This window comes from Occallatibacter riparius, from assembly GCF_025264625.1.
GTDB classification, from domain to species: Bacteria; Acidobacteriota; Terriglobia; order Terriglobales; family Acidobacteriaceae; genus Telmatobacter; species Telmatobacter riparius.
On record NZ_CP093313.1, the window covers coordinates 6,262,218 to 6,288,206 of the forward strand.

Annotated in this window: 21 protein-coding genes and 1 pseudogene; 5 read left to right on the top strand and 17 right to left on the bottom strand. The window is 60.2% G+C overall.

Features of this window, described 5'->3' with window-relative positions; all coding sequences use genetic code 11:
- Positions 1-53: 53 nt before the first annotated feature.
- From MOP44_RS25595 to MOP44_RS25615, 5 genes are all read right to left on the bottom strand, one after another.
- Entirely contained in the window at positions 54-1,280 is a 1,227-nt protein-coding gene (locus MOP44_RS25595) for a vWA domain-containing protein (protein WP_260793403.1), read from the bottom strand.
- 125 nt (positions 1,281-1,405) lie between these two features.
- On the bottom strand, positions 1,406-2,932 hold the full coding sequence (locus MOP44_RS25600) for a sigma 54-interacting transcriptional regulator (RefSeq protein ID WP_260793405.1): 1,527 nt from the start codon (positions 2,930-2,932) through the stop codon (positions 1,406-1,408).
- Positions 2,933-3,173: 241 nt separating this feature from the next.
- Positions 3,174-5,243, bottom strand: a complete 2,070-nt coding sequence (locus tag MOP44_RS25605) for a beta-N-acetylhexosaminidase (RefSeq protein ID WP_260793407.1) — start codon at positions 5,241-5,243, stop codon at positions 3,174-3,176.
- Positions 5,244-5,764: 521 nt separating this feature from the next.
- Entirely contained in the window at positions 5,765-6,814 is a 1,050-nt protein-coding gene (locus MOP44_RS25610; RefSeq protein WP_260793409.1) for a hypothetical protein, read from the bottom strand.
- A gap of 327 nt (positions 6,815-7,141) precedes the next feature.
- On the bottom strand, positions 7,142-7,633 hold the full coding sequence (locus tag MOP44_RS25615; protein ID WP_260793411.1) for a hypothetical protein: 492 nt from the start codon (positions 7,631-7,633) through the stop codon (positions 7,142-7,144).
- Between the two features lie 593 nt (positions 7,634-8,226).
- Between MOP44_RS25615 and MOP44_RS25620 the strand changes: the two genes are divergently transcribed.
- Complete coding sequence (locus MOP44_RS25620) at positions 8,227-8,811, top strand: hypothetical protein (protein WP_260793413.1); 585 nt, start codon at positions 8,227-8,229, stop codon at positions 8,809-8,811.
- A 276-nt stretch (positions 8,812-9,087) separates the two neighbouring features.
- On the opposite strand, the gene MOP44_RS25625 is transcribed toward MOP44_RS25620, so the two are convergent.
- From MOP44_RS25625 to MOP44_RS25655, 7 genes are all read right to left on the bottom strand, one after another.
- Complete coding sequence (locus MOP44_RS25625; RefSeq protein ID WP_260793414.1) at positions 9,088-9,870, bottom strand: hypothetical protein; 783 nt, start codon at positions 9,868-9,870, stop codon at positions 9,088-9,090.
- 166 nt (positions 9,871-10,036) lie between these two features.
- Complete coding sequence (locus tag MOP44_RS25630) at positions 10,037-11,833, bottom strand: M56 family metallopeptidase (RefSeq protein WP_260793416.1); 1,797 nt, start codon at positions 11,831-11,833, stop codon at positions 10,037-10,039.
- On the bottom strand, positions 11,830-12,249 hold the full coding sequence (locus tag MOP44_RS25635; RefSeq protein ID WP_260793418.1) for a BlaI/MecI/CopY family transcriptional regulator: 420 nt from the start codon (positions 12,247-12,249) through the stop codon (positions 11,830-11,832). Before MOP44_RS25635 ends, MOP44_RS25630 begins: the two co-directional genes overlap by 4 nt.
- A 130-nt stretch (positions 12,250-12,379) precedes the next feature.
- A complete protein-coding gene (locus tag MOP44_RS25640) occupies positions 12,380-13,078 on the bottom strand; it encodes a dTMP kinase (RefSeq protein WP_260793420.1) in 699 nt (232 codons plus the stop codon).
- A gap of 44 nt (positions 13,079-13,122) precedes the next feature.
- The gene (locus MOP44_RS25645; RefSeq protein WP_260793421.1) at positions 13,123-13,593 is read right to left on the bottom strand and encodes a hypothetical protein; all 471 of its coding nucleotides are present in this window, start codon (positions 13,591-13,593) and stop codon (positions 13,123-13,125) included.
- Positions 13,594-13,633: 40 nt separating this feature from the next.
- Positions 13,634-14,026, bottom strand: a complete 393-nt coding sequence (locus MOP44_RS25650; protein ID WP_260793422.1) for an STAS domain-containing protein — start codon at positions 14,024-14,026, stop codon at positions 13,634-13,636.
- A 48-nt stretch (positions 14,027-14,074) separates the two neighbouring features.
- Positions 14,075-16,042, bottom strand: coding sequence for a lipopolysaccharide biosynthesis protein (locus tag MOP44_RS25655; RefSeq protein WP_260793423.1), 1,968 nt, complete (start codon positions 16,040-16,042; stop codon positions 14,075-14,077).
- 164 nt (positions 16,043-16,206) lie between these two features.
- On the opposite strand from MOP44_RS25655, the gene MOP44_RS25660 reads away from it, so the two are divergent.
- From MOP44_RS25660 to MOP44_RS25675, 4 genes and pseudogenes are all read left to right on the top strand, one after another.
- A complete protein-coding gene (locus tag MOP44_RS25660) occupies positions 16,207-17,220 on the top strand; it encodes an endo-1,3-alpha-glucanase family glycosylhydrolase (RefSeq protein ID WP_260793424.1) in 1,014 nt (337 codons plus the stop codon).
- Positions 17,221-17,361: 141 nt separating this feature from the next.
- Positions 17,362-18,657 (top strand): annotated as a pseudogene (locus MOP44_RS25665) (CitMHS family transporter); the annotation flags it as partial.
- Positions 18,658-18,675: 18 nt separating this feature from the next.
- On the top strand, positions 18,676-20,007 hold the full coding sequence (locus MOP44_RS25670) for an acyclic terpene utilization AtuA family protein (RefSeq protein WP_260793425.1): 1,332 nt from the start codon (positions 18,676-18,678) through the stop codon (positions 20,005-20,007).
- 1 nt (position 20,008) lies between these two features.
- On the top strand, positions 20,009-20,308 hold the full coding sequence (locus MOP44_RS25675; protein WP_260793426.1) for an AtuA-related protein: 300 nt from the start codon (positions 20,009-20,011) through the stop codon (positions 20,306-20,308).
- 80 nt (positions 20,309-20,388) lie between these two features.
- On the opposite strand, the gene MOP44_RS25680 is transcribed toward MOP44_RS25675, so the two are convergent.
- From MOP44_RS25680 to MOP44_RS25700, 5 genes are all read right to left on the bottom strand, one after another.
- Complete coding sequence (locus MOP44_RS25680; RefSeq protein WP_260793427.1) at positions 20,389-21,420, bottom strand: glycosyltransferase family 2 protein; 1,032 nt, start codon at positions 21,418-21,420, stop codon at positions 20,389-20,391.
- 103 nt (positions 21,421-21,523) lie between these two features.
- A complete protein-coding gene (locus MOP44_RS25685) occupies positions 21,524-22,015 on the bottom strand; it encodes a hypothetical protein (protein WP_260793428.1) in 492 nt (163 codons plus the stop codon).
- 3 nt (positions 22,016-22,018) lie between these two features.
- Positions 22,019-22,864 carry a hypothetical protein gene (locus tag MOP44_RS25690; RefSeq protein WP_260793429.1) on the bottom strand — a complete coding sequence of 282 codons (846 nt, stop codon included), beginning with the start codon at positions 22,862-22,864 and terminating at the stop codon, positions 22,019-22,021.
- Positions 22,861-23,988 (bottom strand): hypothetical protein, encoded by a 1,128-nt coding sequence (locus tag MOP44_RS25695; RefSeq protein ID WP_260793430.1) that lies wholly within the window; start codon positions 23,986-23,988, stop codon positions 22,861-22,863. The genes MOP44_RS25690 and MOP44_RS25695 overlap by 4 nt, the downstream gene beginning before the upstream one ends.
- Positions 23,985-25,736, bottom strand: a complete 1,752-nt coding sequence (locus MOP44_RS25700) for a hypothetical protein (protein WP_260793431.1) — start codon at positions 25,734-25,736, stop codon at positions 23,985-23,987. Before MOP44_RS25700 ends, MOP44_RS25695 begins: the two co-directional genes overlap by 4 nt.
- Positions 25,737-25,989 lie beyond the last annotated feature (253 nt).

Consider the following 25,989-nt stretch of genomic DNA (forward strand, 5'->3'; position numbering starts at 1 on the left):
AGATTATAGAGCGCTTCCCATGCCCGGTCGACTTCTATCTTCGACAGTTCAACTCAATGAATCGTCTTCGATTTCCGCGACATGAAATCCATCAGCAGATACTCACCTAATCTATCCGGGCTCGTGAAATATGCCTTCCCCCGGCACATCTGACTCACCTGCTGCACAAACCGCACCAGCTCGAAATCCTGCGCCAGCATGAACGTATTGATCATCACGTTCGACCGCTTGCAGCGCGCTACTTCCTCCAGAGTCTCGTTCACCACCAGCGGATCGAGCCCGTAAGGATTCTTGTATATGCGCCCATCTTCCAGCGTCAGGGCCGAAGGCTTCCCATCCGTGATCATCACAATCTGCTTCATGTCCTTGCGTTCGCGCGCCAGAATCCGCTGCGCCACCCGCAGTCCCTCGCGCGTATTCGTGTGCCACGGCCCCACCTTCACGCGCGCAATCTGCCCCACCGGCATCTCTTCCGCTGAATCATGAAAGAGCACCAGGTTCAGTGAATCCCCCGGATACTGCGTACGGATCAAATGCGACAACGCCATCGCCACCCGCTTCGCCGGCGTAAACCTGTCCTCGCCATAAAGAATCATGGAGTGCGAGCAATCCAGCATCACCACCGTCGCGCACGAGCTCTGATACTCGCACTGGTGCACATGCAGGTCGTCGTACTCGAGATTCAGCGGCAGTTTCAGGCCCTCGCGCGCAATCGCCGCGCCCAGCGTCGCCGTCGTATCCAGGTTCAGCACATCGCCAAACTCATACTTCCGCGACCCGCCGCTTGCCTCAATACCGGTAGCCCAGTGCCGCGTGTCATGCCGTCCATAATTCGACTTACCCAGCGAACCCAGCAAATCCCGCAGCGTCTTATAACCCAGGAAATCCAGGCTCTTATCCGTCACTTCAAACCGGACATTCTCATCCATCGAATCATCCGGCCCGTCCACATGCCCGTTCCCATTCGGCTGCGTATAGGAGATATACCGTTGCTGCTCCAGTTGCTCGATCAACTTATCGATCAACTCATCCAGCTTGCCTTCTGCGCTGAGTTGATCGATCTTCGCCTGCAACTCCGGATCGAAGAACTCGCCCGACTCCAGAATTCTCCGCAGCGCCTCGCGCAGCGATTCCAGATCATGCTCCAAATCGCCAAACCGCGACAACGGATCACTGAATCCCGAGTCCAGAAAATAGTCGGACAGCGCCTTCAGCAGATCCTCCAGATCCACCTCCGACGCCAAATCTCCGGAATACTTCTGATACCGAACCCGCTTCATAAGGAATCACCCAATGCGCTTGTTATCCCGAGCGAAGTCGAGGGATCTGCGGTTGCTTTTGCACTTGCTTTTCTTTCTGTCATTCCCGCAGGGAATCTGCTTTTTGCGCGCTGCCACTCCGCCACTCAGTTATATCCCCTCCTCGATCTCCTCCCCCTCTCCCAATCCTCGTAATCAATCTCCATCTTGTGCGTCTCCTGCTTGCGCGATTGCTTCTCCTGCGCGCCAAACCCACGCTCCTCATTGCGGCTTAGCTTGCGGTGCGCCACCATACCCTCCAGCAGAAACTCCGCACCGCCCACCAACACCGGCGAATTATCGGATAGCTTCAGCCCCAGAGCCGATACCTTCTCCATCAATCCCTGGATCCCGCTCAACTCGGCCAGCGCCGCATCGGCACTGATCGCATCATCCAGCTTCACCGTGCCGCCCAGGTTGAACCACATCTCAATCTGCTGTGTGTCGATGTCGCCGAAGTGCTTGTCGTACGTCTTCCGCACCGCCGTCGCAATCAGGTCCTTCACCACGGTGTCGGCGCCCTTCAGCTCGCCCTCATACTCAAGCTCGAGCTTGCCCGTGATTCCCGGCAGCGCAGCGTAGATATCGCTCACCCGCGGCACAATCACCTCTTCTTGATTGATCAATGCCCGGCGTTCCGCATTGGAGATCACTAACTCCATCGTCGAGATAGGTAGCCTCTGGCTGACTCCACTCCGCTTATCCACCTTCTTGTCTTCGCGCGCACTGAAGGCGATCAACTCTACGATCTCGCGCATATAACTCGGAATCTCAATCCCAGGTCCGCGCGCTTCCCACGCCTCCTGCGAAGTGATCGCAATGCCTTCCTCAATCGTCTCCGGATAATGCGTGCGAATCTCCGACCCGATCCTGTCCTTCAGCGGAGTCACAATCTTCCCACGCGCCGTGTAGTCCTCAGGATTCGCGCTGAACACTAGAGCCACATCCAGTTCCAGCCGCACCGGGTAGCCTTTGATCTGTACATCGCCTTCCTGCATGATGTTGAACAGCGCCACCTGGATCTTCCCCGCGAGATCCGGCAATTCATTGATCGCGAAGATCCCGCGGTTCGCTCTCGGCAGCAATCCATAGTGCATCGTCAGTTCGCTCGCAAGGTTCTCGCCTCCGCGCGCCGCCTTAATCGGATCGATATCGCCAATCAAATCAGCCACCGTCACATCCGGCGTGGCCAGCTTCTCCACATAGCGCTCCTCGCGCGTCATATAGGCAATCGCAGTCGCATCGCCGCGATCGCTTACCAGTTCACGGCAGCGCCTGCACAGCGGATGGAACGGGTTGTCGCGAATCTCGCATCCAGCCACATACGGCGTGCGTTCATCCAGCAGCGCCGTCAGCGCCCGCAGAATCCGGCTCTTCGCCTGCCCGCGCAGGCCCAGAAGAATGAAGTTCTGCTTCGACAGCACCGCATTCACAATCTGCGGCACTACCGTATCCTCGTACCCAACAATGCCCGGAAAAATCGTCGCGCCGCTCTTCAGCAGCGCAATCAGATTTCCGCGCATCTCGTCCTTAATCGAGCGGTTCGCAACTTGAGCGTAGTGGCTGTTTCGCAGTTCTCCCAAGGTCAATGGAAGAGTCTCCCCCGATCGGGGAAGTGGATGGGCTGCAGGCATCAAATGCCTCCTCATCGCCGGGCCGTGCATCCCAGCGGCTAATTACGATAGACGTGCTGTTATCAGATAAGTGCCCCGTCACCGCATCTCTTCGAGCAGAATCAAAGGGGAAGCTGCGGCCTCCGGTTCACGTAGTATGCGCGCCCCAGCCGCCTTTCGCAAACGCACCCCGCATCTCGTTCCCATAAAACGAAAAGAGCGCGGCATCCTCTGCCGCGCCCCAAATCTCCTGTTCGTAAACTCAGCGGGCCGGAGCACCCGCCGCCTCGATCAACTTCTCCATCGCCGGCAGAAACACAAACCGCGTCAGCCCCGACGGCTTCTTCGCCTCTTCAATCGCCGCCTTCTGCGCATCCACCCACGCGCTCGGCGCAGCCGCATGCGTCTCGATGAACGCCAGCGCCTCCAGCCCCGCCGTCCCCAGCGCACCTAGCTGCCGCGCACGATCCGACTGGTCTGACAGCCGCGCCGACTGCGCCGCCATCGCCTGAATCTCCGGCGCAACTTCCTGCCAGCTCTCAAACCGCCGCCGCAGCTTCATCGCCGCCGCCTTGTCGCCGCTCAGCGCCGCATCCACCTGTCGCGCAATCTCCTGTCGCGCCGGCGGATCGGGCACAACCGCATCAATCATCCGGTCCAGCGACGTCAGCCGATCCGTCTTCTGTGCCTGGTAGCGCTCGCCGAACGTCGCCGGCTCCACCGCCGCCGCCATCACATTCAACGCCTCCGGATGCGCCGATCCAGCCAGATTCCGTCGCAACGTCTGCGGCCCCGAAACATGCGTCAGGCCCACATCTTCCAGCTCAAGCGAAGCCGCCCTCAGCCGCCGATACATATCCGCCACATCACGGTCCGACTGCGGCGACCAGAACCGCTCCGCAATCGCCAGGCTCCGCGGCCAAATTCTCGAGTCCACCGTCTCCGGATTGATTTGCTCGCCCCACATGCAGATTTCGCCGCCCCAGATCAGCTTCTGCTGCTCCGGCGTCAGCTTCGTATCCGCCGGAATCGGGTCCGCCAGGAACATCATCTCGCTCGTCTTCATCGCGTCCAGGTAGTACGGCGCCGACAAAATCCCTACATAGCCCTGCTCCGCACCTGCAGCCAGGCTCTTCTCTCCGCGCCAGCTCTGCACCATGATGTCCTTCGGCAGCTCCGGCGTCAGAATCTCGTCCCACCCCATCATCTTCTTGCCGTGCTTCTGCAAGATCGGCAGCAGCCGCTGGTTGAAATACGCCTGCAGCTTCTCCGGCTTATCAAAGCCCTTCTTCTTCATGAACTCTGCAATCCGCGGATTCTCTTCCCACCCCTTGCCCTTCGTCTCGTCGCCGCCAATGTGGAAGTACGCGTCCGGAAAAATCGCCCCCATCTCCCCAATCAACTCGTCGAGAAACTTGTATGTCTTCTCGTTGCTCGGATCCAGCTCGGCCTGCGGAATCCCGAACGTGATCGGCATCTCCTTGATCTCCTCCGCTCCAAACTCGGGATAGGCCACCAGCCAGCTCGACGTGTGCCCCGGCATATCGAACTCCGGCACCACGCGAATCCCCCGCGCCCGCGCGTAAGCGACAACGTCCTTCATCTGCTCTTGCGTATAGAAGAGCCCGTCCGACGCAACCTGCGTGAAGCGCGGAAACTTCTTGCTCTCCGCCCTGAACCCCTGGTCATCGCTCAGGTGCCAGTGGAAGACGTTCAGCTTCGCCACCGCCATCCCATCCAGCGTCCGCTTGATCACCTCGACAGTTTCGAAATGCCGGCTCACATCCAAATGCAATCCCCGCCACCGGAACCGCGGCACATCATCAATGCTCACCGCCGGCAGCCTGCACGCGCCTTCCTTCATATCCGCGAGTTGCAGCAGCGTCTCCATCCCGTGCATCGCGCCCACATCGGTCGCCGCACTCAACTGCGCCGCGCTCGCCGAAACCGTCAGCTTGTAGCTCTCGTCCTCGTCCACGCTCTGCACCGCGCCACCAGGCCCCGCTACTTTCACCGTCAGGACAAGCGCAGCGTTCTGCGCAGCATCATGTTGCGCCCGCCGAATCCCCCCGCACTGCCGATCGAGCTGCACTAGAAACCGGTCCAGCGCCGCATCCAGCCGAGCATCGTGCTGGCCATCAAAGCCGGCCTTGAAGTTCGTTCCCAGCACCAGCTCGCCCTGCCCCATCTGCACTGACGAGGGCAGCGGCATCAAATGCAGCTTCTCAGTGCCGGCGCCTTGCCCATAAACAGAAACGCCGGTCATCAGACCGGCAGCCATTACCAAAGTCCCAAACCACCGCGCGGAAGCACACTCGACCAGAAGGCGCATCACAGTCCTCTTCAGAAAAAGGAAGATTCAGTTCACGCCAAGCATAGCAGCCAAGAACCGCTTTTTGATCGAATCCAGCGAATAAAATCACCCGATTGCTCCCAGCAAAGCCAAACAGCCATCACTCTGCGCCTGTTCCCCGGCCCCCAAACCTGCCCAAAGCAAAATGGCCATCCCTCAGAGAAGGATGGCCGTTTCACGCCAAAACCACTTGCGTCAGGCAGAGAGCATCAGAGAGAACCCGGGCAGAATCGACCAGAATTCAGCAATATTCCCCGAACGCAAGCTGCGATCAACCGCAGTCTTCCGCACCCGCCGGGTGCCCCCGCGCTCCAGGATCAAATCGTTTTACTTGGGACTGATGGAAGCATACCCCGATTCCCGCAGGAAGCAAGTGTCATCCACATGACACTTTTGTGCAGTTGAGTTCCCAACCATTCGTCCAGGACGAAAAACCCTTGCGCCTTCTTTCTGGCGCAAGGTCCACAGGCCCTCAAAGCTCAGTCAGCCTCGAATGGCGCCTACGGCGCAGTTGGCCGCACCGCAGGTGCCGCCGTGATCTGATCCATCGGCAGTTCCAGCGCAAACAAGCTGTTCGTTCCCTGGTCCGCATGCACCCAGATGCCGTGGAACGCCTCTTTCAGCTCCGGATGCGTCGCCAGCAGGGCCGTCATCACATCCATCACCTGCTTCCGGGCCATCGGCGGATTCCGCAGCGAAGCCGCCTGTCCCGCATCCGGCGTGTAATGCACTTCCAGGTCCAGCCCGCCAAACGCCGTAGTCGTATCCACCGCCGTCACCTGGAAAGCCCCGGAAGTCGAATTCACAGTCACCGGCTTATCCACCGGAAAGTCCGCCGGCTTCACCTCTTCAGTTTCCTGCTGCAACTTCTGCAGATTCGGACTCTGCAGGTTATCCAGCGGCTCCAGCAGATTCCACGCCGTCCGGTAGTACATCCACGCGGCCCACTTGCCATTCATCTGCTTGTACTTCCGCGCGCTCACCCAGTACCACAGCCCATCATGCCCGGCCGTGATCATCGGCTTCGCGAAGAATCCTGCAAGCTGCCACTGCCCGCCGTTTTGCGCCAGAATCAACGAAACCTGCTGCGGTTTCTCCACGCCCGTCGTGTGCGTCAGCGCCAGGGCATACTTCCCCGGCGGAAGCCCCGCAAAGTTCAGCACCACCACCGGCGCCGCCCCGCAGAAAAACTGAATGCTCTGCTGCCCCGCCGCGTCCGTGGACGCGTCCAGGTCGTACACCGCCTCCACCGTCACCGTGGCCGCCTTGATATTCGGCGACAACTCCTGCACACTCTGCGCAATCCCGCCAAAGTCAGCAGCCACCGCAGGCAGCGTGTTCGCCTTCAGCCCGTTCACATCGCCGTTCTGCACCTGCACCAGCATGCCCCTGGCGGCCGACGCCAGCGCCGTGCGCTCCTGCGCAGTCATCGTCGCCTGCGTCAGACACGAAGCCGCCCGCGCCATCGGCGTCGATATTCCGAGAGTCACAAGGCAAACAGGCAGAACGAGCTGCCCCATCCCAAACCTGAAAACGGATCTGAAGAACATCACAACGGCCTTTCCAAGCTGATATGTAAGAAATCCGGCCGGACAGACCAGTCCCGCCTCACATATAACTTGGATGCAAACCCCGCCCCCCGCGCCCATTCGCGCAACTTACCCAAACACAAATCTGTCATTCTGAGGAGCGCAGCGACGAAGAACCCGCTTTTCGCGACTTATGTGCCGGAAGGCTGTCAATGAGCGGGCTTTGTACCAGGGCATGCTGAAAAACGCCATTCGGAACAGGTCTCGTATCAGGGGCTGCCTCGAGGCAGCCCGCATGCCGCCCCACTGGTAGTCCTGGACTCTAGCCCTCAAAGGTATGCCACTTGATCAATGCGTCCGCGGCGCAGGTTTCGGCGATGCAGGAGCAGGCACCGCTCTCTGCCCTGGCTTCGCCGCCTCCGGCGCAACGGTCGGTCCCGAAGAACCCGGCTCCGCGGTTTCAGCCGCATCGCCCGACTGCGCCGCAGCTTGCGCGGCCTGTTGCGCCTGAAGATCGGCAATCCTCTTCTCGATCCTCGCGATGGCCTCGCGGTCATGAGCGACGATCTCGCCGGCCTGCCCGTTGTCTTTGAGCTGATCAATCCGGTGCTGGTGGGCCTCGATCAGCCCGCGCAGCAGCGAAACCGTGTCCCAGTCCTGCTTTTCGATCTCAGCCTCGCGCGTCTTAGCCTGCTCCAGTTGCACATGAAGCTGCTGCCGCCCCTCCTCCACCAGGCTGGGCTTCGACGTGACCGGTTCATACACGGCATGCCACACATTCCAACCGGCAAATGCGATGAGGACAAGGAGAGCGGCGAACGCGATGGCAAATTTCTTCATGCAGGAGCTGTACTCCTCCATGATAGAGGCACTCGTGCCTCCCCGCGCAGAGTGCCCCCCAGCCATCCGGCGCTGAAGAAGCCCGGCCGGCGCGCGCCAGCCGGGAATGGCGCCGCCGGCGCAGTGGCCCCACGGCAGGTGGCCGACCGAGAATGGCGGCGAAGCCGCAGTGGCCCCACCGCAGGTGGTGTGGAAATCTTGTCAAGGGGTATTTCGAAAAATAGTTTGTAAGTAGCCGAATTATCAGCTACATACAAATCGAAAATAATTGCCGATTTACCTTCGAAATATGCCACACTTAAATTAATCAGGAAAAACACCGCCCGCCGGCGCTAAACCGGCGGGCTTTTCTTTGCCCGAAGCCCATCCGGGTGCCCCATCCAAGCTCTGCTTGGGTGGGAGGGAACTCCGCGCGCCGGGTGCCCCGGTTCCTCGCATTTGGGGACCAGGGAGGGATTCTCCACTCACCACCTACTAACCGTCCCCATCCTGTCGCCTTTTTCCTGGCGACAGGGTGGGAAACCACTGACCCCATACAGCCCTGCAGTTGGCCGCACCGCAGCTGCCTCAACCACTAAGAAAGGAACCACACCATGACCACACCAGAACAAGCCGTACAACGCTGCCTCGACGCCTACAACAAAGCCTGTGCCGAAGACGATGCCCGCAACGACCACAGTCCTGAATCCCTCGCCCGCGTCAACCGCGCCTACCGCCGAGCCATGCCCTTCCTCACCCCCGCCACCATCGACGCATTCCTGGCCTGCGTCACCCACGGACTCGTCCTCGAAATCTTCACCACCGCCGAGGCCGCCAAACTCCTCTACGCCACCCAGATCGCCGTAGGCTCCCGCCGCACCGCTCAACAGCAATCCAAAGCACAGCAGCCCCAACCGGTGCCCACCCCCCTAGGCACGAAGGGCGCCGAAGGCGCAGTGGCCCCACCGCAGGTGGCGCAGGTGCCCACCCCCCTCCCCCCAGGCAAGAAAGGCGCCGCAGGCGCAGTGGCCCCACCGCAGGTGGCAAACGACAAGGAGAAAGCCCACGTCCAGGCCATGCTCGAGCAGATCCTCTCTGGCAAAACCATCCCTGAAGCCCCCCTGGCTCCCTGGAGGAAGGCACCCCCCACCCCCTCCCCCCTCACAAAGTCCGGCTTCGCCCTCCCCACAGCCAGCTGACCGCTGACTTGCTGACGCGCCGGCCCGCTAACTAGCCAAAGGAGCCCTCTGACCCACCCATCCCTCTGTCGAGCCACCCCACGCCAACGAGCACCACAGGACATCCCTGCTCAAAAACGCCCCAAGGCGCCGAAGGCGCAGCGACTGCACCGCAGGTGCCACCCTACGCCAACGAGCCACACAGGATATCCCTGCCCAAAATCCCCCCAGTAACCCTGTCCCTGCGGTCTACTCCCTATTCCCTACTCCCTGCTTTTCTGTTCCCTATTCCCTGCTTCATTCATCCAGCTTGAAGATCTTGATCTGCACCAGCTTTGCGATCGTCAGGTCCTTGAACCCGCGATCCCGCATCTGGCGGATGAACTCAGGCGTGACCTTGAAAATCCTTATCTGGATCAGCTCATCCAGGCTCGGCTGGTACCCCATCTGCCGAAGCTCCTTCACCTCATTCATATCCACACCCTGCACCTTCAGCGCGATCAGCTTGTCCGCATCCGGCGTCTGGTAGCCCATGCTCGTCAACTGCGACACGTATGCCGGCTCCGCTCGGAAAATTTTCAGCGCGATAATGTTGTCGACGGTCATGCCGCTGACCTTCGCGGCCTTCAGCGACTCCACCCACGCGCTCTTGATATCGAAGAACGTATAAGCTTGGAGCTTCTCCGAATTGAAACCCGTAAAGCCTAGCTGCCGCATCCGATCCACAAACTTCTGATCAGGCGTAAAGGTGGATTTCCCTTCGAGTGCGCCGTCATGCACCGTTCCCGCGCAGGTGAAGGTGCCCGCTTCCGCGCTCATTACCGCTGTCACTTGCGCTCCATCCCGCGACAGATCCGCCGGCGTAAATCCGGTAAACCTGCCCGCCAGGCCGTCGCTGCTGAAGTTGTTGCCGCAGTGCTCTCCGCTTTGGCAGTCCTCATCGCCAACCCGCAGCTGCAACGTCCCCCACTTTTCACCGGCGGTGATGGAGCACGACGAATGCAAAGTCTCCAGCGCTGCCGCCGGCATGCTCATCAAAACCGCGACCCCTGCCGCAGCAACCAATCCCCGTAAAGACATACGCCCTCCCTTGCGCGCCTCACTGAGACGCACCTCACTCTTCCTACCGTGGTTGTCTTCTTTGTGGTGCCTGAGCACTCTATGCGGCGCAAGCCGCAGTCAGCCGCACCGCAGGTGCCCGCAGTGGCCGCACCGCAGGTGCCCGCAGTGGCCGCACCGCAGGTGCTTACTGCTTCGCCGACTCGTCGTCGAGAATGCCCGAGATCCGGATCTGCACCAGCTTCTTGAACGTCAGATCCTTAAAGCCGTGCGCCTTCGCGGATGCGATGAAGTCCGGATTGATGTTGAAGATCTTACTCGAAATCAGATCGTCCGCGGAAAGTCCCGGGAACTGCTGCGACACCTGCTTCGCGTATTCGGGCGTCACGCCCTGCACACGCATGGAGAGCAGCTTCTTCGAATCCAGATCCGAGAATCCCGCAGCCTTCATGCCCTGCACAAACTCCGGAGTCACGCTAAAGATTCGGTACGATACCGCATCGTTGAACGACTTCACTTCGAGCCCTTGCTGCTTGAGCTGCGCAATGGTCTCCGGCTCCACGCCCTGAATTTTGCACGAGACAAGCTCATCCGCCGTCGGCTTACCCAGGCCCACCTGGGCCATCGCTTTCGCATACTCCGGCGTCACACCCTGGATCTTCATGCTGATCAACTTGTCCAAATCCTCGTCGTAGCCTGCCGCCTTCATGCGGTCGATATACGTCTCATGCGAACCGCTGCCGCTCGTGGATCCGCTCGCCGCCGACGCGCTCTGTTGCGTAGGCTGCGGTGCCGGGGAGGGCTTCGCGCTCGCTGTTTGCGCTGTTTGCGACGCGGGCGCGGCAATGGCCTTCGCCACCGGCACAGCCGCCGCGGGCCTGGTCACTTCGGCCATGGCCTTCGCCACAGTTGCAACCGCCGGCGCAACTTGCGGCTTCAGGCTCGCAATCACCTGCGGAGCCGACAACACGAGCACCAGCGCGCCCGCCACAACTGCTGCTATTGAAAAACGCCGCTCGGCCGGTACGGCAAACGCAGCATGGTCTCCAAGTATCCTTGCAATCCTCATACGAAGCGTCTGCCTCCCTTGGTTTCCGTCCAACGCCATAGCCATGTGGAGCTGCCGTGAACGCTGCTCCTCCAGATGAAACAGTGCGCTCGCGTACACCACCGGATTCGGGCACACCTCAAGCGCAAGGTCATCGCAGCACAGCTCCCGCTCATGCCGTACCCGTCCGCTGATCCACCACACCGCGGGATGGAAGAAGAACAACGTTTCTGCCACCGTCTGTAGCAGATTCCACATAAAATCCGCCCGTCGCACATGTGCCAGCTCATGCGCCAGCACAACCTCAAGCTCCTCAGGACCAAGCCCGCTGAGCGCTGAGAACGGCAGCAGCACCATCGTCTTCAACGCACCCACCGTCACAGGCCCGGCAATCGCGTCACTCAAGCGCAGCATCACCTCGCGCTTCAGCCCGAGCGCTACGACTATGCGCGCAAACCGCTCCTGCACATCGGCCGGAGCCAGGTTCTTCTCGGCGCGCGAGCGCAGCCGGCGAATGATCCATAGCCCTCCGGCATTCCGGAAAGCAAGCCCGCACACGCCGATCAGCCACAAGCCGTCGATCCACAACAGATACGAAGGCATGCGTTCCGCAAGTTGCTCACCGGCTGCAAACGCCGCCGCTGCGGGAGCGCGTCCAGGCGCAGCGCTGCGTGGAAAATCTCCGACGGCAACCTGCACAGCACTCGCATTCCACACTTCGCCGCGCGGTGCCATCTGAAACGCAAACGTGAGCAGCGCCGCCGCAAACATAGACACGAGCGCCGTGAGCGCAACCGTATACCGCACATGGCTCGACCGGTGCGCCGTCATGCGCGCCGCAACGCCATACGCCGCGGCGATCATCGCCGCCTGCCAGCAGAAATGAATGAGTGTCCAGGCAATCGCCTGCCCTATGCCCTGCACGCTCTGGCTCATCGACGCTCCTCCCCGTTTTTCTCTGAATGCCCCTTGCGCCTGGATTCAATCAACATGCGAATCTCCTCAAGCTCACTGGCGCTCGCCGGCTCCATGGCCAGAGCGTGCATGGCCAATTGCGCCGCGGACCCCGCAAACAAGCGCATGCTCAAATCCTTGAGAATCTTGCTTTGCATGTCTTCCTGGCTGATAGTGGCGCGGTATACGTGCGCGCGATTTGCCTCGTCGCGCTCCACCAACCCCTTCACCGTCATGATCTGCATGAGCTTCAACACCGTGGTGTAGCCCACCTCGCGCTCCTGATTCAGCGCCTCGTGGATCTCCCGCACGGTGGCCGGCTCAATCGCCCAAAGAATCCGTAGAAGCTCGAGTTCGGCTTCCGTCGGCTTGGGCAATGCCTGTGTCTTTCCTGTCATGAGTGGGACGTTATACGAAGCACTTCGTAGATGTCAACGAAAATCTTCGTAGATCATGTGCGCAGGCAAAAAAAGAGAGCCGCGATCCTTCTCGCAGCCCTCGTCACATGAGAATTGTGGCTTCTATCAGCTAGCCCGCTGCAGCGTGACCGGTTCGGTCGCTTCTTCTGGCATCTCGTCCAAGTTCATGCGCACGAAATGCATGCCGCAGTACCTCGGCTTTCATCTGCTCGATGGGCCCAGCCGGGATGACTGTGACGCCGCCGAGCATGTCGGCCAGGTCGAGATATGCGCGCCGGTTAATGTAGATAAAGTCGAGCGGATACTCGGGCTTGCGCGCACGGGCCGCCTGCGGATCGGCATCCAGCACATAGCTGACGTCAGGCCGCGGCACAATCTTCATCAGCGCTTTCACATACGTGCGGATCAGGCCGCTGCGCATCTTCATGTTCGCGAACTGATCGTAGATGTAGCGGTCGAAGATGATGAAGTCGGCATCCGATTTCAGCGCCTTCTTCACGTTGATGCGCGTCGAGACCGCATCGAGAGCGTAAAGCCCCAGGCGAACGCAGGTCATGGGCCACGACTGCACGTTCTTGTCGCGGCGATTCACCGGAGCCTCGGGACTGCCCACGCCCTTCTCGCCCTTGAAGATCTTGTGGCCGGCGCCTTCGCGAATACCGGTCAGGGTCGCAATGTTGTCCCAGAACGTGATCGTGGAAACGCGCAGGCCCTGCGCCTCAAGCCACTTACGCAGTGCGGCTATCTGGGTGCTCTTGCCCGCGCCGTCCACGCCGGAAAAACTCACAAACATTTTGCGAGGCATCATCGTATCCGCATCATCCTTCTCAACGAGACTCGTACACTCAAACGCTATGGCCGGCTAGAGCTGGCCATGGAGAGGCCGGCGACCGTACCCACTGCTACTGCTCCGCCAACGATCAACCCGACCCGAATCATCAGCGCCTTCTTGCGCTTCTGTTTCGATGGGGCGATGGCCGCACCCGCCGGCCGTGATCCCGCCACGCCGCTGGGCCTTGTGTAAGGCCCTGCCGCGGTGCCCACCGGTTTCTGCACATCCTGCGGCTGCGCATCCTGCGAGTGCGACGCGAAACCAGGCTCGGCATCAGGCGCCTGCGGAATATCCGCGCCTGACTTGGCAGTCTGCTGATCACCACTCTGCGCGGGTGCTTGCTGCTGGGCGGTAGACTGCTGCTGCGCCGGCTTAGATGACGCAGGCTCTTGCGCCTGCAGCACCGCCGCTTCGCTCATCTGCGCCGCGACCATCAACACCAGAACTGCCGCGATCTGCTTACCGAATCTAAGAACCAAGGTGTGTTTCATGTCCTGTACTCGCTCCTTTCCGGGCCCAGGATGCGTATCTCTACGCAGCGTTTTCGGCGGGAACATTGGCCGCAGCCACCCCAAGGGGCGCAACAAATGCTCCTCGACGTTGAAAGCTATCCACAGCCTGCTCACTGGTTTCAAAGATCCGGAAGAGCTGGTCGATGCGGAGGCCGCGGAGGCCCTCCTTCCCCGCAACAGACAGGCCGGCGAGCCGAACGTCGCCATTCCGTTTCATTGCTTCTTCCAGGCAGCAGAGCAGCAGGTGAATTGCAGTCACATCCATCTCGCGCATGCGCGAGCAGTCAAGAACAACCGCGGGGCGCTCAACGTTCATTGCCGCCCTCAGATCGTTCATCAACACAGTCTCACTGCGGCGATCGAGCTTTGCCGGAAGCTCTCTCACCACAACGGGCTTCGATCGAAAGGTCATAGTTAAAAATTCCTTGAGCATCTCTATTCTTCCTTCGCAAACCTTCTTTTAACTTGCATCCCGCAGCACGCGTGCCAGCTCCGATTCCGGATTCCGCACCGCGTGCGACAGCACATTGCGCCCATAGCGGAACAAAGTGACAAGATTGCTGTTGTACCAGCAACACTCCGTCATGTGCGGCGATAGCCCGCAGAGGAAGCGCAGTTTCCTCAGTCGCGGCGGACTCGCCAGAATGGCTGCCGTCAAACGGTGGTTTCCATCCAGCACCGTCACCGGCTCGTTCTCGTTCACGCCGATGAGGATCACCGCTGCAAAGTCCGCCGCGTCGTGACTCAGGCATTCGCTCATTGCGTGGATCTTCTTCACAAAAGAATCCTCAAGCAGGTGCTTCCGGGTCCGCATGCCTTCGGCCACTTCCACGGCTGAGAAGCTTCCACGCGCCACCTTGCGCCATTGCGCGCGGGGGAAGATCCGGATGTTCTCGAGATCCGCGTGCCCAACTTCAACCTCGTACCACTCGGTATCGGTGGGAAGTTCCTTCCACAGCGCAAGGTGGCGGATGAACAGCAGGGCCTTCCTTTTGGCGTTCTCTTCAACATCTTCAAAATGCGGATTCTCTATCAGCCACTTCATCGACTTGTAGTCGCGGAACTCGGGGCAATGAAAGTCGCTCTTCAGGAACTCCGCAATGACCTCGTCCTCCGCCACCCGACGAATGAGCCGGAACGGCCGATCGCTCGGGCCGTGCGCCAAATCTGCCCCGCCGGTAAGCGAGTTCCACAGGAATGGCACCGCAATGAACACGAACAGCACAACCATCAGCGCCAGCTGCACCAAAACCACTTCTCGCAGATTCGAGTGGAAGAAGCAGATTGCAGCAATCAATACGCCACTGAATGCAAGCTGCACGTAACTGGTGTTGGCAATCTTGTACGACATTTCGAAGGTGATGATTACCGCACCGAGCGAGTAGATCACCGTAGCGAATGCGTAAAGCGCCAGCAGATAAGAGATGCTGTAATGACCCGACGCCTTGAACTCTGCGCCGAACAGATGCGTCCAGAGTGATGACGGTGCGATACATAGCCCCAGCGCGATCGCTGTCCCCGTGCCCAGCACCAGCATCAGCGACGTTGCTATCACGCGCAGGTCGCGCCGCTCTTCCTCGTCTCCGCCCGCCACCAGCGGGAATGTGGAATTGACCACCGCCTGCGACAGCGAGAAGATCACGCGGCCCACCATCGCTACCGCCGCGTAAAGGCCGGCTTCCTTCGCGGCAAAATAGTGGTTCACCATCACGATGCCGCAGTTGTTGATGAGCATCTGCCCGGCAAAGAACACCGCGGACTGGCACGTCTCGCGAATGACATACGAGCGCTCCAGCGGGTTGCGCATGTTGCCCTGCGTCTTCACCCGAACCGCGTAGTAGGCGACCGCGATCGCTGCGGAGTTCGCCACGATCACCCCGCGCACGCCCATGCCCATCAGGATCAGCGTCAGCGATCCCCCCAGCCGCACCGCCTGCTCGAGAATCATGTTCATCGCGAGTGCGCGAAAACCGCAGGCGCCCTGAATGTAACCGCGCCGCGTGCCCAGCGGAACATAGAACGCGGCGCCGATGGCGATCAGCGCCACGAGGCTCACGTCAGGCAGATTCAGATAGTCGGCAACCGGACGTTCGAAGATCGTGAGCCCCAGCGCAACGATGATGCCGCAGGCCCACGCTCCCCGATGAAAGAAGCGATAGACCGCCGACTTGCCTTCCAGCGTCGGCTGCTGCGCCACCACCTTAGCGGAGATGATCTGAAACGCGAGCGTCAGAGCCGACAGCAGTGTCAGGATCGTATAGACGACTGTTGCGTGACCGAACCCCTTGGGACCAAGGAAACGGGCGATGGCAATGTTATAGGCCAAATTGATGGCCATCGTGAGCCCGGAGCCCGAAAGCAAAACAAAACTACCCCGGATAATGCGGGCCTGAAGCGACCTCGGCTGTTGGGTGACGGAATTCACCACTCTACTTCACTCCAGTGCGGGAATAAATTGGGATCAGAGGCAAATCGAAGTTAATTTTCGGCAACAAGTATTCGGATGCGCAGTTCGGAATCATGGCTGCTCCGAGGGCAGGATTTGCACTCCTGCAACCTGCAGCAACCCCCAACGCTTCTAATCATGTACCGATGTTGCGACTTACTTCTGCAGCCCTCTTGCTATTTCTGTCGTTCCATGGTTGTTCCGGCCCCGACGCCGCGCAGATCCAGCCTTTGAAGCACAAGGCGGTCGGTCCCGCGCCCCAGGTCCTCGCCCTCTACGAGGCATGGTGGGGACATCCCAACCACATCAATATTGGCTATTCGTCTCACGATCCGGCAGTGGTGTCGCGCCAGATGAAACAGGCCAAGGCGATGGGCATCTCCGCGTTTGTCGTGGACTGGTACGGCGATCGCGAGCCCTTCATCGACAAGAGCTACGAAGTCCTTCAAACACAAGCCGAGAAGAACAAATTCCAGATCGCCATGATGTACGACGAAACGAACGACGATGACGGCGCCACCGACGAGGCCATTGCCGATCTCACCATGTTCCACGAGACGTATCTGTCACCGAAGGCTTCCGGCCACCAGGCTTATCTAACCTATGAAGGCCGGCCCGTCATCTTCATCTTTCCCAAGGGCGGCCACACTGACTGGGACAAGGTGCGCAAGCTCGTCAATCAGTGGAAACCCGCTCCGATCCTCATCCAGGAGAACCTGCCCGGCAAATACGCGAACGATTTCGATGGCTTCTACGCGTGGATCAATCCCGGCCAGGCCGGCTGGAGCGCCGACGGCAGCAACTGGGGCCAGCAGTACCTCGACGATTTCTACCGCACCATGGGCTCGAAATACTCTGACAAGATCGTTGTGGGCGGCGCGTGGTCGCAATTCAATGACAGTAAGGCATCCTGGGGATTGAATCGCCGCATCGCCGCGCGTTGCGGACAGACCTATCGCGAGACATTCGACTACTGGCGCAAGATCTTCCCCAGCGATCCGCCGCCCTTCATCATGGTGGAAACCTGGAACGATCACGAAGAAGGCACAGCAGTGGAGAACGGCCTGCCGAATTGCAGCAACCCGTCGCAAGGCCCGCTCTCACCCGCTGCGGCCGTCACAACGCCGACGGATAAAAGCTCGCCGCCCGCTAAGGACTAACCTCCTCACGACCGTAGTGCAAGGCCGGAGCCCACATGCTCCGGCCTTTCGTCTTTTACCAGAACGGCAAATCCGCGCCGTCCGATTCCCTGCGGTGCGCCTGCTCTCCTATAGTGGTGTTCATCGCTTTCGCGCTGGACGAACACCCCGAACATGCTTCTTGCCCTTCTCGGCACTCTCACCATCCTCGGGCTCATGGCCGCGATCCTCAGCAAGAGGGTCTCGCCCATGGTCGCGCTCACAGCCTTCCCGGTCATCGCATCGCTGTGCGCCGGCTTTGGCCTTCAGACGGGCAAGTTCATGCTCGCCGGCATAGAGGCGATCTCGGGTGTCATCGGCATGTTCGTCTTCGCCATTCTGTTCTTCGGCATCATGACCGACGCCGGGATGTTGCAGCCGTTCATCGCATGGCTGCTGCGGGTGGTCGGCCGCAAGCCGTCGCGCATCGTTCCCGGCACAGCGCTGCTCGCGCTGCTGGTTCATCTGGATGGATCGGGCGCGGTCACGTTCCTTGTGACCATTCCGGCGCTCCTTCCGCTCTACGAAGAATTGGGAATCGATCGCCGCATCCTGGCATGTGTCGCCTCCATGGCAGCCGGCGTGAACTTCCTCCCCTGGACCGGACCCATGCTCCGCTCCTCGGCGGCATTGCACATTCCGGTATCAACAATCTTCGTGCCCATGGTCGCTGTTCAGGCAGTGGGACTCGTCTTCGTCTTCACCGCATCCATCCTGCTCGGCCGCCGCGAAGAACGCCGCCTCCAGGGCTCCGCAAGCATGATCCCGAATGCAGTCAATGCGACTGCACCAAAAGCACTGCCGCGCAACTTCGCCTTCAATGTCGTGCTCACGATTATCGTTCTTGCGGTCATGATCAGCGGCAAGGCCGATCCCGTAGTCGTATTCATGCTCGGAACGATCATTGCGCTCACCGTCAACTTCCGCGATCTCAAATCACAGCAGGAACGAATCACGGCGCACGCACCGGCCGCCATCCTCATGGCGAGCATTTTGTTTGCAGCCGGCGCATTCACGGGGATCATGAAGGGGACCGGCATGATCAATGCGATGGCATCAACCGCGGTGCAGCATCTGCCTCAGCACGGATTGCGCTTGATGCCGCTTGGGCTCGCCATCCTTTCGATGCCGCTGAGCCTCTTCTTTGATCCCGACTCGTTCTACTTCGGAGTTCTGCCCGTGCTTGCCGGCGCCGGAGCGCATGCGGGCATTCAGCCTGTGACCATGGCTCAGGCCTCGCTGATCGGCTTGCACACCACCGGATTCCCCGTCAGCCCGCTCACGCCCGCAACCTACCTGGTCGTCGGCCTGTCAGGAATCAGTCTCGCGCAACATCAGCGTTACACCATTCCATTTCTCTTCGGCGCGTCGGTGCTGATGACCGTCGCCGCGCTTGTATTGGGAATCATTCCGCTCTGAACAACTGGAGGGAACGCATTGAAGACTGTACGTATCGGCTGCGGCGCCGGCTACTCGGGCGACAGAATCGAGCCAGCTGTGGAACTCGCCGCCAAGGGCTCTCTCCAATACCTCGTCTTTGAATGCCTCGCCGAGCGCACCATTGCCCTCGCACAGAAAGCGCGCATGGCCGATCCGGACGCGGGATTCGATCCTCTTCTCGAGGAGCGCATGGAGGCCGTGCTTCCCCTCTGCGTGAACAACGGCATCCGCATTATCAGCAACATGGGAGCCGCAAATCCCGAGGCCGCCGTAGCGCGGACCCAGACCATCGCCCGCCGCCTTGGCTTCAGCGGATTGTGCATCGCCGCAGTCACTGGAGACGACGTGCTGGCGCAGATGCGTTCGGGCGAGGTCCCAATCGAGTCCCTCGAAACCGCACTTCCCGATCCGCAGACATGGGTCTCCGCCAATGCCTATCTCGGTGTCGCGCCGATTCTGAAGGCACTCGAAGATCGCGCGGACATTATCCTCACCGGCCGCGTCGCCGACCCTGCGCTGTTTCTTGCGCCGCTGATCCACGAGTTCGGCTGGTCGCTTGAAGATTGGAACCTCCTCGGGCAAGGCACGCTCGTCGGCCATCTGCTGGAGTGCGCGGGCCAGCTCACGGGCGGATACTTCGCCGATCCCGGCTACAAGGACGTGCCCGGCCTCGCGCATCTCGGGTTCCCTATCGCTGAGGTCATCCCTGATGGGAGCGCCATCTTCAGCAAAGTGGAAGGCTCGGGCGGCGTGCTTAATCGCGCCACCTGCACCGAGCAGCTGCTCTACGAGATCCAGGACCCGGCAGCTTACTTCACGCCGGATGTCATTGCCGATTTCTCTCAAGTCATCATCGAGGAGATTGGCCCGGATCGCGTTCGCGTCACTGGAGGCCGCGGGCGTGCCCGCCCTGCTACTCTCAAGGTCTCCCTTGGCTACAACGATGGATTCATTGGCGAGGGTCAAATCTCCTTCGCCGGTCCCAACGCAGTGCGTCGCGCTGAACTGGCACGCGACATCCTGGCCGAGCGCCTTAACGGAAGCGGCATTTCTGAGCTGCGCTTCGATTTCATCGGAATGAGCTCCGTTCACGGCCCGCAGCTCTCAGCAAGCGCCCCCGAGCCGTACGAGGTGCGTCTGCGAGCCGCGGGAAGAGCCTTTTCGCGACGCTCCGCAGCGCGCATTCAGCAGGAAGTCGAGGCGCTCTACACCAATGGCCCCGCGGGGGGAGGCGGCGCTTCCGGCTCAACGAAAGAAGTGCTGGCCATCCATTCCGCACTCATTCCGCGCGATGAAATTCAGTACAACATCAACATGAGGGCTTCCTAAGATGCGTCTGATCGACATTGCTCATGCCCGCGCCGGCGACAAAGGCAGCATCGTCACGCTGTCACTCACTGCCCGCCGCGCAGAGGACTTCCCGCTGCTGGAGCAAGGCGTCACAGCGGCTCGCGTCGCCCAGCACTTCGAAGAATTTCTTGACGGCCCTGTTCAGCGCTACGAACTTCCGCAACTTGGTGCGCTGAACTTCGTTCTGCGCAGGAAGAGGGAATATGGCGTAACGCGCTCGCTGGCGCTCGACGCACACGGGAAATGCTTCTCGTCTGCCCTGCTTGCAATGGAGATTTAGGGCGAGAAAAGAAAAAGCGCGGCAGGTTTGCCGCGCCTCTCTTCCGTTGAACCGGCACTCAAGCGCCGGCACATAAGCAGTTAAGCAGCCCTGGTGACATCGTTTCCGTAGGCTTCGGCAGCGGAGATGGCGTAAGCTTCGCCCACCGTGCCGTACCCGCCCGGCAGCGCGATCATGCCAACCTGGCTCGCGATCTTGACCTGCGAACGGTGCACCTGGCTAATAAGCGACAGCGGACGGTTGCGGACTTCATCATACACGCGGCCAATGTACTCGCCCAGGATGCCGATCGACAGCAGCAGCAACCCGCCCATGAAGAAGACCGAGGCAGCGACGCCGAAGCCGGCCGTCACAATGGCCGACGTAGGCAGCGCCATGCAAAGCGCGAGCATCATCGCCACTGTCGTTGAAAAGCCCATCAACGCAAAGCTGAGCCGCAGCGGCTTGTAGCTGAAGCTGGTGATGGCATCCATCGCATACTTGATGCGGCTGATGAACGAGAGCTTGCCCTCGCCACCGAGTCGGTCGTTGCGATCGTAGTAGACGATCGAGTTCTTGTAGCCCACCCATGCCCGCAGGCCAGGCAAATACCGGTTCTTCTCACGCATCGCCAGCACTGAGTCAAGCGCCTTGCGATCCATGAGGCTGAAGATGCCCGCGTTGAGCGGAATCGGATAGTCGGCCAGTGCGCCGAGCACGCGATAGAACATCGGGAACAGGAATGCGAGGAGTTTGCGGCTCTCCTGGCGGCTGCGGCGCACGCCCACAACCACCTCGGCGCCTTCACGCCATGCGTCGATGAGCTGCGGCAGAACCTCAGGCGGATCCTGGAAGTCGCCGTCCATAAGGATGATCGCGCGGCCGCGCGCGGTTTGAAGGCCAGCCGAGATCGCGCCCATGTGGCCCCAGTTGCGAGAGAGCTCCACGACGACGACGTGAGAATCTACGGCCTGCAGTCCTTTCAGAAGCTCCAGTGAGGAATCTGTCGATCCGTCGTTCACGTAGACGACTTCCCAGTCGTCCACCACGCCCTTGAGAGCGCTGGCTACTGCCTCGTGGAAACGAACGACGAGTTCTTCCTCGTTGTAGATGGGGACAACTACTGAGACCATATATCCAAACTCCTGAGTCTTATTCTTTTTTTGCGTGCGAATGCACTTTCTTGTCGTTCTATCTTGCTAATCTTCGGGCCCGTTCTATCAGCGCTTCCCGGCCCTACTCTGCCTGCAAAACCCGAACCCGCCAGCGAACTTCCGTCGGCGTCATCACCACCACATACCGCGCGTGCACCGGCTGCGTGGCTACAACCTTGTCCTTATCGCTCACCTGCATGTCGTACTCGACATTGTCGACCAGTTCCACGGAGAGACCCTCAGGCGAATAAAAAGCGATCTGAATATCGTGCGAGCGATCCTGATAGCTTGTCTTCATTCCCAGTTTGGCCTGTTGCCGAATCGTGTCGGCTAGCTTTTGCTTTGCGGTTCCGACAAAGTCGCGATCGAGCAGTTCGGGGCGATTCTGTTCGAGCGCAGCCTTCAGGCTCTGCCATGATTCGATGTAGTTTTTAACCACTGCGGTTGCAGTCTGATCTGCAAGAATTCGCGGTCCCTCTAGGTGAGACGGCTCCACGTGCACCGCCGCCTGCGCCAGAATCCCCACGGATGCCGCGCCAAATGCCGTGAATAGAACAAGAACGGACCTCAGCATGGCCTACTTCCCCCAATGAATCTGGTTGCCGAGCACAACGCCGCTGGCCACCGAAATGTTCGCTCCTGGATACGCCGGCATCTCCACCTTCGCCACTCCGCGCTTCAGCGGGACATCTACGATGGATTGCGCGCCGTTATATGTCTCCGTGAACGTGACGATCGTGCCATCCGGAACAGCATTCCCACTGCAGTCGTGCACCGGATCTGTCTCAAGCGCAATCTTTTGCCCTGAAGGCTTCGCGCTCATTCGCAGCGTGCACGGATCTCCCGGCACCTGGCCGATAATCCTCGTCGAGGAAACGTCGCCGGCCTTGGCGATGAAGTGCGCCGCGCCTTCTTTCGGCGAAGAATCCATCGCGATCCAAGCAGCGCCGTTTTTCGACTGCGCCGTTCGGTTCTCGCTTGCACCCGACGGAGTGGTCAGGCTGAACGAGATCGGCGTCGGCGATGTCACCAGGTTCTTGTACGAATCGAACACGTACACCGCCCCGGTGATGCCGTTATGCAACCCCACGGGCAGCCGCGAAGGCCGTGCCAGGAAGTTGACATCGGCCACCTTCGCCGGCGTCACGTCGAACGACACCACATCGTTGGGCGCGCTCGACACGAAGGCCACGTAGCGTCCTGCATTATAGAGCGTGCCTTCCGGAATCGAGATCGCGCCACCCAGTTGCGCGTCGCGCTTGATCACCTGCCCGATACCGACGATGTAAAGCGTGGCCTGTCCGCTGCCGCCGCTTTCAATCGAGAACGCGCTGCCCGCCTGCACCGTCTTGGGAGCCGTCAGCTGTCCGAACGCCGGCGTAACAGCCATGGCGGCCAGCAGCGCGATCACCTTGCGCTTCACGCCGCACCTCCCATGCTGTAGGTCGACACAACCGTGCGCTGGCTCGCAATCTTGCGCGACAGATCCTCTGGAATGTGGATGTTGAACGGAACGGGCGTCTGCGGTAGCAGCGCGCGATCCACATACTGGTCTGCCACCCACACAATGTTGCCGTCCTTGTCGTAGAACGTACCCAGCACGTGCGCAATGTTTGCAATCTGGCCGCTCTGGTTCACCACACTGCCGGTCAGCGAAGCGTCCGGCGCAGGATTGATCTTGACGTTCTGAATCTCAATCACCGGATCAGCCGATGCCGGAATGAGCTGCGAGAACGGCTGCATGTTCACGCTGCCCACACTCGACAACTGCACATCAGGGAACTTGATGAGGAAGGGCGTGACCGCCTTCGGCAGCAGCAGGTGCGAAATCTTGTCGAAGCTGCCTTCGGTCGCAATCGCCTGTTTGTTCTTGTCCATCACCGTCGCGTTCACGGCAACATAGGCAGGCACCACGTCCTCGTTAAGAAGCTCGCCCATGATTACGAGGCCGTCGGCGCGCTGCACAGGGTGCATGTCGATGATGCGCACATGCGGCGCATCCACGTCCTGCGAGCCCCAGTCATCGCCGGCGCCGCGATAAATCACGTCCCACCGCAGGTAGTTCACCGGAATGACCTGCGGAGGCAGCGCAGCTTCTTTCGTTACGGGCCACTCCACTTGCCACTCGCCGCCGTTGCGCACCACGCGCACGTTGCGGGTCGACACGGAATCACCAACCACCGTAGCCCAGTGCAGCTTCACCTGGTAGTCTGCCTCGCTGTCGGACTCGTGCGTCGGACGCGTCTCGAAGTTCTCCAGATGCGAGTAGGTGCGCAGGTTGGGATAAGCGCCCGTCACGTCGTGCATGAAGTCCGATTCCGTGAACTGAGCCTTATTTGCCAGGCTGTTATAGGCCTTGCCCCAATTCAGCGCGCGGATATCAGCGCCAAGGTTCTGCAGCGCAGCAGCAGGCGTGCCGCTCGACTGCACCAGGTGCTTGTCTGGCGCGTACCCCTGCGCGGCCTTTACCGGCCATAGAGTGCCCCAGACAACGAGAACAATTGTGATGGCACCAAGCACAACAGCAAGAAAACGTCCGTTCTTCACGACGCCAACCTCCCGGGCACAAGCCTTTCCTCTTGGGGATATTCCTCTTCGGCAAGTTCTTCATCGCGGCGCTTCGAGGGAATCAGAACCACCAGAATCGCAAGAATGCTGCTGCCAAAGGGCAGAATGCCCCACATCAGTCCCTGCCAGTGCGGCGGAATCTGCGGTGCGTTAACGGGCTGGAAGGGCGGCACCCCATCCTTGCCCCAGACAGTGACCGTGTTGTCCTCGAGTCGGTCAACCGGACGCCAACCTGCGAATGCCAGCAGAGGATCGTAGTAGTTGTCACGAGAGATGATCCACTTCAGACCGTATTTGTCTGCGTGGTTGAGGATGGCGCGCAGCGCGTCCAGACCAGCCTCGCCAAAGCCCCTCGAGTTCGTCAGCGTGCCGGCGCCGTACTTCTGAAGTTCGGGCAGCAGACGGCCGGAATTCCATTCGCCATCTTCACTGGGCGCGTCCGTCAACATCGCCAGCCGCGCAATCTTGTTGCCAAATCCCAGAGTGATGTAGCTGTACTTATCGTGGCCATCGCGGTTGAGCCACTGGGCAATGCTGTCGACCTTGAAGTCTTCAGCCTCGGGCGGATGGTAGGTCGTCCAACCCACCGCCAGCGCGCAGCTCAGCGCTGCCAGAACCCCCAGCGTGGCCGCCCCTTTCATGCGGAAGCGATCGATGACCTCAACCGCAAGCAAGCCGATGAACGGCAGAGCCAGCAGCGAAGCCCAGTAGCTGAATCGCTCCATGGTGAGCACTTCGAATGCGCGGCCCAGCAAGATCCGGCCCACCGGTGTCGTCCCGCCCAGCCCGATGAGGAACGCAAGCCAGAAGCCGAAGAACAAGGGCCGCAGGCGCGGGGATGCCGCGCCCCGCAGGAAAATAAACGGTAGGGCCAGAATCATCGCGCCATAAGGAACGATGAAGTAGTTCATTCCGTAGAGCGGCGTCAGGATGTAGTTGGCGCGGCTGGGGTGCGGAATCGGCGTCTGCGTTACCGGATAGTGAATCAGCGCGATCCAAAACGGCAGAATCACAATCGCGACTGCCCCTGCCACCAGCAAAACCATGGCTACTGTACGGGCGAAGAGGCCGCCGGCTGATGTTCCATCGCCCTCGCGGCGATCGATGAACGCCAGCGCAACTACCGGCAGCGCGAAGAAGAATGATCCAAACAGCAGCGTCGCGTGGTGCGCTGCGGCAGCGGCTGCGAACAGCACCAGGGCCTTGATGAATGCGCTGAACCGTCCGTGACGAATCCACTCATAGAGGAATGGCAGTGCGTTCAGATAGATAGGCGCGGCCGAAGTCGTGCCCAACTGACCTGCGTTGTAGACTAGGAAGCTTTCCGCGCCAACAAATACGCTCGCCAGCGCCGCGAACGAAGCCGCGCGCGGGCTCACCCAAAGAGCGGCAAACCGATACACGCCTACAGCCAGAAGCAGGATGGCAATCAACTGCACTGCCATGTAGGCCAATTCGAGCCCAAGCACGTGCGAGAACATTGCCACCCACTGCTGCGGCAGCGGCGGATACGTAGCCTGCGAGAAGCCCGCATACCACTTCGTGTTCCATGGATCGAACCAGTGGTGCACGTAGTGGGAAGCAAAGAAGATGTGGAAGTTCGTGTCGTACGACTTCAACGGTAACTTCATCAGCAGAAGCGGCAAATGCACTGCAACGACCGCCATCAGAATCATGCTGATTGGGATCGGCCGTTGAGACGGCGTGAGCGACTCAGAGTTCTTCACAAGAAGCCTCGTTGAAAAGAGCGAAAAGCCAGATTCCCCCAGGTTTGCTCTCTTCGGAATTTGCGTCGCGCCGAACTCCCGCCAACCAGATCAGGCCTAAAAGCCACCGGGGTTTGTCGGGAGAAATGACTCGGACACGCAAGTTGTTCGATTCATAGAGAGCGCCGAGTGGTTGCTTTGCGGAGAAATCTCGAGCTCCGTGTCACCCAATCGGTCGCCACTCCGGACCTCAAGCCAACATCAGGAGCAGATT